The 7,742-nt window shown below is 37.3% G+C and carries 10 protein-coding genes; 9 read left to right on the forward strand and 1 reads right to left on the reverse strand.

The window, feature by feature from the left end; translation table 11 throughout:
• The first annotated feature begins 302 nt into the window (after window positions 1–302).
• From RTR43_RS14770 to RTR43_RS14795, 6 genes are all read left to right on the forward strand, one after another.
• Entirely contained in the window at window positions 303–533 is a 231-nt protein-coding gene (locus RTR43_RS14770; protein ID WP_312473004.1) for a hypothetical protein, read from the forward strand.
• A gap of 137 nt (window positions 534–670) precedes the next feature.
• A complete protein-coding gene (locus tag RTR43_RS14775) occupies window positions 671–922 on the forward strand; it encodes a DUF2535 family protein (RefSeq protein ID WP_312473005.1) in 252 nt (83 codons plus the stop codon).
• Between the two features lie 148 nt (window positions 923–1,070).
• Window positions 1,071–1,913, forward strand: coding sequence for a DegV family protein (locus RTR43_RS14780; protein ID WP_248735804.1), 843 nt, complete (start codon window positions 1,071–1,073; stop codon window positions 1,911–1,913).
• Between the two features lie 147 nt (window positions 1,914–2,060).
• Window positions 2,061–2,624, forward strand: a complete 564-nt coding sequence (locus tag RTR43_RS14785; RefSeq protein ID WP_312473006.1) for an SCO family protein — start codon at window positions 2,061–2,063, stop codon at window positions 2,622–2,624.
• 109 nt (window positions 2,625–2,733) lie between these two features.
• Complete coding sequence (locus RTR43_RS14790; protein ID WP_312473007.1) at window positions 2,734–3,558, forward strand: SGNH/GDSL hydrolase family protein; 825 nt, start codon at window positions 2,734–2,736, stop codon at window positions 3,556–3,558.
• Window positions 3,559–3,564: 6 nt separating this feature from the next.
• Window positions 3,565–4,143 (forward strand): YpmS family protein, encoded by a 579-nt coding sequence (locus RTR43_RS14795; RefSeq protein WP_312473008.1) that lies wholly within the window; start codon window positions 3,565–3,567, stop codon window positions 4,141–4,143.
• A 55-nt stretch (window positions 4,144–4,198) separates the two neighbouring features.
• Here RTR43_RS14795 and RTR43_RS14800 read toward each other — a convergent pair whose 3' ends face one another.
• Window positions 4,199–4,951 carry a DUF4397 domain-containing protein gene (locus tag RTR43_RS14800; RefSeq protein ID WP_312473009.1) on the reverse strand — a complete coding sequence of 251 codons (753 nt, stop codon included), beginning with the start codon at window positions 4,949–4,951 and terminating at the stop codon, window positions 4,199–4,201.
• Between the two features lie 332 nt (window positions 4,952–5,283).
• Here RTR43_RS14800 and rsgA point away from each other — a divergent pair, with 332 nt between their 5' ends.
• From rsgA to msrB, 3 genes are all read left to right on the forward strand, one after another.
• Entirely contained in the window at window positions 5,284–6,351 is a 1,068-nt protein-coding gene (gene rsgA / locus RTR43_RS14805) for a ribosome small subunit-dependent GTPase A (RefSeq protein ID WP_312473010.1), read from the forward strand.
• 312 nt (window positions 6,352–6,663) lie between these two features.
• Window positions 6,664–7,206 (forward strand): peptide-methionine (S)-S-oxide reductase MsrA, encoded by a 543-nt coding sequence (msrA, locus tag RTR43_RS14810; RefSeq protein WP_312473011.1) that lies wholly within the window; start codon window positions 6,664–6,666, stop codon window positions 7,204–7,206.
• Window positions 7,196–7,633 (forward strand): peptide-methionine (R)-S-oxide reductase MsrB, encoded by a 438-nt coding sequence (gene msrB / locus RTR43_RS14815; RefSeq protein ID WP_312473012.1) that lies wholly within the window; start codon window positions 7,196–7,198, stop codon window positions 7,631–7,633. The genes msrA and msrB overlap by 11 nt, the downstream gene beginning before the upstream one ends.
• Window positions 7,634–7,742: the final 109 nt, after the last annotated feature.

The raw sequence follows: 7,742 nt of genomic DNA on the forward strand, positions 1-7,742 counted from the left end.
CATCCAAGCTTTTGAGTTTTATAAAGAACTAACAGTTTGTTATAAAATATCTAATAATGAGGAAACAAGAGATAAAACGAGAAAAACAACTAAAAGTGTTCTTAATTAAGAAAATATGCCTGTTTTTAAGATTTTCAAAGGTCGTTATTATAGCATATACTCATTCTATAAGTTCTTTAATAAGAACAGTTATGTCAGAAATTAGTAAGTTGATGATGTCATTTTTCTATTGAAAATACATAGTTTAATAAAAATTCTAAAATATCTGTGCTTGAAAAATAGAAGAAAAGGAGTTGTCCCTTTTGTATAAAAAGATCTGTCCGAAATGCCATCAACCATCCTTCAGCAGCAGCGATTCCGATAGATGGGTCTGCCCAATCTGCAGCAAGGACCTCACCAGTATTACTTCCCGTGACGCTGAAACCCGCAAACAAAGTAAACCGAAATTATTTATTATCAAACATAGTTATCTCCAGCAAAATCCAAAATTGAATGCTCGGATTAGACCTTTTATTTTCGAATCATTTGACTAAAAGCAAGCAAATAACAGTGGTCTGTTTGTGATGTAAATAATTCACAAATATTTTTCTAAACCAGGCATAATTAGACACAATTCGAGATGAATAGGGTGTATAATAAAGTCAAACGGGTAAAAAAGAGGATTGATATTTTGCTATTTAAAAGCCTAGAGTTCAAAAATGTTGTTGGACAGAAGGTTAAAGTCATGGATATTCCTGTATTGGAGGAAGATAGTACTTATAAATTTATGATCCAAGTCCGTTTGCAGACGTTAGTTGCATCACTTTATCAAGAGAAAATGCCAAAAAGATGCTACTCCTTTAAAGATTATTTGAAAAAGGTCATGAAATGGCCGGACTATGAACAACTGTTTAAGGTCGGAGAACTAAAGAATAACGCATAATGCTATTTGAGCATCGGAAATCGATGCTCTATTATTTTTTTCAAAAAAATGTTAAATGTTAAATTTATTATAGAAAAGGATGGATTGTGTTTCATTCAAAAGCCGAAACCTGTATAATACAAGGCAGTAATGGTAGGGATGTGAATGTATGAGCAAAATAAAAATTGTAACCGATTCAACCTTAGATATAACAAATGATATGGCGGAAAAGCTTGGTATTATTATTGTGCCTTTGGCAGTAACTATAAATGGAGAAACCTACTTAGATCGGGTGGATATCAATCCTGTTGAATTTATTGAAGGTATGAGTGGTTCCAAAGAATTACCTAAAAGCTCGCAGCCTTCTATAGGTGCTTTTCTTGAGGTTTATGACCGACTTGGAGAAGAAGGCTATGAGGTATTATCCATCCATATGACCGGCAAAATGAGCGGAACGGTGAGGTCCGCTGAAAGTGCAGCACAGATGACAGAAACGAAGGTAACTGTGGTGGATTCAAAGTTTATTTCAAAAGCACTTTCTTTTCAGGTTAGGGAAGCTGCTGAGATGGCAAAACTGGGCAAGAGCATGGAGGAAATCCTCAACCGACTAGAGGCTGTTCGTAATCATACCAAGCTGTACATTATGGTTGACACATTAGATAACTTGGTTAAGGGTGGACGAATCGGAAAAGGGAAGGCCTTTATCGGATCGCTGTTAAATATTAAACCGATTGCATCACTTGAGGGTGCAGAGTATACACCTGTTACGAAGGTACGCAGCCATTCACAAGTCGTTAAATTTATGGCCAAGCAATTTGCCGAGGACATAAAAGAGAAAACCATCCGCGGTGTTGGTATTGCTCACGCCGAAGCATATGAACTATCAACAAAAATAAAAGAAAGCATATACGAGTTAACTGGGTTTCAGGATATCGAAATTGATTATACTGGCCCCATTGTCAGCACTCATACCGGACCGGGTGCACTTGCCTTAATGTATTACTACGACTAAAAAAACAGGATGGTGCCTAACGCACCATCCTCTATTTTTTTCCTTCAAAGATTAAGACAGTTTTCTTTCATCTTTTTCAGAACTTTGTTAAACTATTCACGATATGGAAAAGAAAAGGTTGCAGGTGATACGATGAAGGCTCGGTTAATGGTAGTTTTTTTAGTTATTAGTTCTCTGTTAATGTCGGCATGTGGAAAAAAAGAAATAGAAAATGCCGTGAATTGGCAGGTAAAGGATTTTACGGCAACAACTCAAGATAACAAGTCTTTAGGTTTAAAAGATTTAAAGGGCAAGGTATGGATTTCAACTTTTATTTTTACAAGCTGTGCGGATGTCTGCCCTCCGATGACCTCCAATATGTTAAAAATACAAAAAAAGGTAAAAGAGGAAGGCTTGAAGAATGTTGAATTCGTCTCTTTTAGTGTGGATCCAACGGTAGATACACCAGAAGTCCTAACCCGTTATGGGAATCAATTTGGAGTAGATTTTAAAAACTGGACCTTTCTAACAGGGTACTCTCAAGCGTTTATTGAAGAATTCGCAGCGAAAAATTTTAAGACACTTGTCAAAAAACCTGATGATGGCAATCAGGTCATTCATCAAACCTATCTTTACTTAGTTGATAAGGATGGGAATATTAAAAAATCGTATAATGGCTTTAAAAATGTTCCCTATGATGAAATTATTCACGATATCAAAGCATTACAATAGACCATTTAATTGGTCTATTTTTTTTGGTAGGAATAGGATAGTACATACTTGTTTTGAATGAATACTGTCGTGTTATAATAAAAATAGTTTAGAAGGCAGGTGAATAAAGATGAAAAAGTTTTTCACTCTTCTAATTCTCTCGGCATTATTCTTATCTTCATGCAGTCAATCAGATCAATGGGCCTTACACCAGATAAAGAAATCAGCGGCTCCCGTTTTTGAACCAATTCCTGCAGATTTTCTTCCGAAAAATTTGACGGTACTATCTGCTGGTGACTCCTTAACACAAGGTGTAGGTGATAGTACAGACCAAGGCGGATACCTGCCATATTTAAAAACGTTGCTTGAAAAAGAAAAAGGCATCCAACATGTTGATTTCTTGAATTATGGTGTAAAGGGAAATCGGACCACTCAGCTATTAAAAAGGCTACAATCGATAGAAATGAAGGATTTGGTTAAACAATCGGATTTGGTTATTATTACTATTGGCGGTAACGATATCATGAAAGTGGTAAGGGATAATATTTCTAACCTGCAAATTTCCGATTTTGTGAAGGAGAAAGAATCCTATCGCAAACATTTAACACAAATTATCGAGGCAATTGTCCAGGAAAACCCTAACGTGTCCATTGTATTAGTGGGGTTGTATAATCCGTTTTCGAAATGGTTTTCTAATATTAAAGAAATGGATGAGATTGTTGCGGATTGGAATAAAGCTGGTCAAAGCGTCATCGTCAATTATCCTAACGCCTATTTTGTCCCAATTGAAGATGTGTTTTTACATGCTGATGAAAATCTTTTGTATACTGATAATTTTCATCCAAATGACAAAGGCTATCAACTAATTGCTGAGAGATTAAATGAGACCTTGGAAGAAAGGGTAATACCTGATTTAGAAAAGAAGGCATACCTGGTCACTACAGAGGAGAATTAGATTTTTATGAAAAATAAATGGAAAATAGGATTCCTTCTCTTAATAGGAATCAACCTTTTGTCCGCAATTATTATCTTAACCTTGATTATGACTCCAACTTCAGATAGGAAAGGCAATAATCAAAAGGGCCTTACAGGTGATTATGTTTCCTTTCATGTAAAATCAAATAAATATGATTTAAATCGGCTTATTAACCATTATTTACGGGAGCAAGCTGCCGATTCTCCTATCGGTTATCGTGTTATCTTGGGCGAAGAAGTGGAGTTATATGGAACCATTCCGTTTTTCAGTGAAGAGTTAAATATGAAATTAACATTTGAACCCGAGGCTCTTAAAAATGGTGATTTGGTATTGAATCAAAAATCGATTGCAATCGGCAGTTTGCACTTGCCTATTTCATACGTACTAAGTTTTATTAGTGAAAATTACAAGCTCCCAAAGGGAGTTGACATTAGACCAAATAAAAAACAGGTATATATCAACATGCAGCAATTAAAAATGAAAAGTGAAATGAAAATCAAAGCGGACAAATTTGATTTAAAAAAAGATGACATTGCATTTACTATACTCGTCCCTGTAAAATAGGTGCCTCTTATATTGAGGCACCTTTTATTCGTCAATTTTTGAGGTGAGTCTGTGCTTAATCCTTCAATCTGATCATTTGAAACTCCGGTTTATCTTTTGATAGGCCAACAAATACAATCGAGTAGCTATCATTAGCATTAAATTTAAGCTGATGCAAAGGAAGGATAACGGTCTTACTTCCAGCTTGCCTCACCTCGAGGTCTATAGTCATTGGGGTTAAACCTAAATATTCTGTGGCCTGTTTGTAGGAAACATTATGGAAAATAACATCTCGACCCTTTACGGCTAAATCAAGTGGCTGAGTGTCCGGTGAAAGATGGATAAAGCGGACCTTCGTCTCATTAGCTGGAACACCCGGGTGATTTTCAAACATGAGCAGGCGCATCTTTTTTACATGGTCAATGGTAGCCAATGTATACGATTTGCCTGGTTCCACGGTTATTTTTTTATTTAATACACTATCAACCATATTTCCAGACGGGTATATATCGAGATGATATTTCCCAGCCTTTAATGAAAGATCTGAACTGACATTTTTGAAAGGCAGGTCTCTAATCATTCTCTTTCCATTAATATATATGTCTACATTAGGGGAATCATGAGAGGAATGGAGGACGCGAACCTTTGCTTCCCTTTGTGCTGTTTGAGAATTCGTTCGCATCATGTACATTGCTTTATTGATGTTTTTAAGGTGTTTTAAATAAAAATGCATGTGGAAGCTTGGGTTTGTGTATTTATAAAATTGTGCCAAAAAATCATACATTGCTGCTTTGTGAAGGTAATCAGCGTGGTTTCTTGTTTCTGACATACAAGCATCTCCTATCAAATCTTATACAACATAATTTATTCATGTTTCATTAGGTAGGTGTCTATCTCCCTGGTAGCAAATAGAAATTTAGCCAATTTATATTTACAAATGAAAAAATATTACATATACTTATTACAAATAAGATTGAAAGTGGGTGACGTGCAATGTTAATTGAAAATGTGAGAAATATATATTATTTGAATATTGTTTGCACAGCCCAAAAATCCTCTTTTTAGGAGTATTTATCTTCTTTATTCCCTTATGCGAATAAAACCATGGGCTGTGTGTGCCTATGGTTTTTTATTTTAAAAAAATTTGCTGGAGGAATAAGAATGAATTTATTAAACATGGGATTAACGGAAATAATAAAAAAAGATTTTGATCAATTGAACTTGGGTGAGGATTTAATAATAGGCCGAGTGGCACTTGAACATAAGCGGATATATCGTGTGTGGACGGAATTTGGAGAATTATTATGTGAAGTATCGGGTAAGTTCAGCTTTCATTCTAAGGCTCGTGAGGATTTCCCCGCCGTTGGCGATTGGATCGGCTTAAAGCCGAGGGCTGAAGAAGGAAAGGGAACGATTATTACCGTTTTACCGCGTAAAAGTAAGTTTTCAAGAAAATCAGCTGGAGCAACAGCCGAAGAGCAAATTGTTGCGGCAAACGTGGATACTGTTTTTCTTGTTAACTCCTTAAATGAAGACTTAAATTTACGGAGATTAGAGCGCTATTTATTACTGACATGGGAAAGCGGTGCAAACCCTGTTATTGTGTTAAGTAAAGCCGATCTATGTCATAACATTACGGAGAAAATTGCTGAAGTCGAAGCAATTGCATTAGGTGGAGTTCCCATCATTCCGATTAGCTCTGAAACTCTTGCAGGACTTGAAAAGCTTGAACTATTTTTAGAGCCGGGAAAAACAATTGCTTTGCTCGGATCCTCTGGAGTCGGGAAGTCAACCTTAACGAACCGATTATTAGGCGAAGAGAAGCAATTGGTACAGGAAATTCGCGAGGCAGATGATAAGGGAAGACATACAACCACCCATCGAGAGCTAATTCTCTTACCGAATGGCTGCGTTTTGATTGATACACCTGGGATGCGGGAATTGCAGCTTTGGGAAAGTTCAGACGGTTTATCGGAAACCTTTTCTGAGATAGAAGAGTTAGCGGAAAATTGTCGATTCCGCGATTGTCTGCATATGGATGAGCCAGGTTGCGCAGTGGTGAACGCCATTAATGAGGGGCAGCTTGCAGCTGAAAGGTTGACAAGTTACACAAAGTTGCAAAAGGAGCTCGCATTTATTGAAAGAAAAGCAGATAAACGTGCTCAAGCTGATGTAAGAAAACAATGGAAGACTATTAACAAACAAATAAAACAGCGGAAGAGCCGTTAATCTATTTTTAGCCGAACCAGGGAAATGGTTGCGGCTTTTTTTTAAACATATAAGAATTTATATTTTGAACTTTGAAAATTGTCCAGCGCAAGCACCCTAGCGACTATAGTGCTTCCTTCACCTCCCTACGATAAGTCAACATCGGTTCTCTTCGTTCACCGTGTTTCCTTTATCTCAGTCGGTTCAGTCCAGCCCTTACGTCGCTGAACAGGGCGTTTGCGCTTTTCTAATCATGCCAAGAAGTTTTATTTCTGTAGAAACATTCTGTATACTTTTAAATAAGGTCAAGAATTGCAAAAAAGGGGTGGACTCGTGGAAAAGGCAACTCAATTAGCAACGTTTGCCGGCGGCTGTTTTTGGTGTATGGTGAAGCCATTTGATGAACAGCCAGGCATTATAAGTGTAATTTCTGGTTATACAGGCGGAACGGTTGAAAACCCGACATACCAGCAGGTTTGTTCAGATACTACCGGCCATTATGAAGCAGTCCAAATTAACTATGATCCATCTATTTTTTCTTATGAAAAGCTGTTGGAATTATTTTGGCAGCAGATTGACCCAACCGATCCGGGTGGACAATTTTACGATCGCGGACATTCCTATCAAACAGCGGTTTTTTACCATGATGAGCAGCAAAAAAGGCTTGCTGAAGAATCAAAACAACGGCTCCAGGATAGCGGACGATTTATTAAACCAATTGTTACACCGATTCTTCCGGCACAGACCTTTTATCCGGCAGAAGAATATCATCAGGGCTATTATAAGAAAAATAGGGCCCATTATGAGTCCTATCATGTAGGCTCTGGACGGGCCGGATTTATTCAAAAGCATTGGGGTGAAGAAAATGAAAAATAAAGAGATAGAACAGTTGAAAAAGGAATTAACACCAATCCAATATGAGGTAACGCAAAATAATGCAACAGAGCCGCCTTTTAAAAATGAATATTGGAATGAAACAAGAGACGGTATTTATGTGGACATTGTTTCTGGAAAGCCGCTCTTTAGCTCGCTTGATAAATTTGATGCTGGCTGTGGCTGGCCGAGCTTTACAAAACCCATTCAAGAAGAAGAAGTGCTTGAAAAAGCGGATTTTAGTCATTTTATGACTCGGACAGAAGTAAGGAGTAAGTTGGCTGATTCTCATTTAGGCCATGTATTTAATGATGGTCCTGACCCAACGGGTTTGCGCTATTGTATCAATTCCGCCGCCTTAAGGTTTATATCGAAAGAAAGACTTGAAGTGGAAGGTTACGGGGAGTATTCTTATCTATTCAAAAAATAACAAAAAGCCGCATACATTGTGCGGCTCAGATTGTCGAGAAAGGGTATATTTCTCGGCAATTTTTTAATAATGGATTAGCCCTGCAAACTGGCCTGTTGATTTCCGCTCC

This window comes from Neobacillus sp., from assembly GCF_031988165.1.
GTDB lineage: Bacteria > Bacillota > Bacilli > Bacillales > Cytobacillaceae > Neobacillus > Neobacillus rhizosphaerae.

What these genes read in the sequence shown, in the direction of transcription:
- msrB (WP_312473012.1), top strand. Translation starts at nt 7,196, where the DNA reads ATGAAAAATAAAGAGATAGAACAGTTGAAAAAGGAATTAACACCAATC.
- RTR43_RS14785 (WP_312473006.1), top strand. Translation starts at nt 2,061, where the DNA reads ATGGTAGTTTTTTTAGTTATTAGTTCTCTGTTAATGTCGGCATGTGGA.
- RTR43_RS14790 (WP_312473007.1), top strand. Translation starts at nt 2,734, where the DNA reads ATGAAAAAGTTTTTCACTCTTCTAATTCTCTCGGCATTATTCTTATCT.
- RTR43_RS14780 (WP_248735804.1), top strand. Translation starts at nt 1,071, where the DNA reads ATGAGCAAAATAAAAATTGTAACCGATTCAACCTTAGATATAACAAAT.
- RTR43_RS14800 (WP_312473009.1), bottom strand. Translation starts at nt 4,951, where the DNA reads ATGTCAGAAACAAGAAACCACGCTGATTACCTTCACAAAGCAGCAATG.
- rsgA (WP_312473010.1), top strand. Translation starts at nt 5,284, where the DNA reads ATGAATTTATTAAACATGGGATTAACGGAAATAATAAAAAAAGATTTT.
- RTR43_RS14795 (WP_312473008.1), top strand. Translation starts at nt 3,565, where the DNA reads ATGAAAAATAAATGGAAAATAGGATTCCTTCTCTTAATAGGAATCAAC.